This window comes from Cupriavidus sp. SIMBA_020, from assembly GCF_046535395.1.
GTDB lineage: Bacteria > Pseudomonadota > Gammaproteobacteria > Burkholderiales > Burkholderiaceae > Cupriavidus > Cupriavidus campinensis.
The window spans coordinates 1-424 of sequence record NZ_JAWRWU010000093.1; the positions used below are offsets into that span (position 1 = coordinate 1).

Here is a 424-nt window from a genome sequence, read left to right on the forward strand (position 1 = left end):
GGACGACCACTGGGATGGGGCTCGGAACAAACGGGAAGGCCCGTCATGCGATCACCTGGCAGACCGGGTGTCAATCAACTCGATTCGAAGCGAGCATTCTGGAAGTGCATTGCACAAGGTATGGAGACCGAGGCCGCAGCGCTGGCGTGTAACGTATCGCAACCGTTGGGACCGCGGTGGTTTCGTGAAGCGGGCGTCATGGCACCGATCGACCTGGCGCCACACTCTGGGCGTTATCTGTCATTTTCGGAGCGCGAAGAGATCGCGCTACTGTGGGCGCAGGACTGCAGTGTTCGTGAGATTTCGCGAAGGCTGGAACGGTCGCCTGTTAACGCGCGCGCAGAATTGACCCACCGGGGATGCGGCTATTTTCTTGGACTGATTTACGTTGCTAACCCGAGGCTTTCACGGTACTCGATGGGGC

1 protein-coding gene is annotated in these 424 nt (G+C 59.2%); it reads left to right on the plus strand.

Translation table 11 applies throughout. The features are described from left to right. Positions 1–120: 120 nt before the first annotated feature. A partial coding sequence (locus SB751_RS28290; RefSeq protein WP_410748822.1) for a helix-turn-helix domain-containing protein occupies positions 121–424 on the plus strand: 304 nt, incomplete at its 3' end.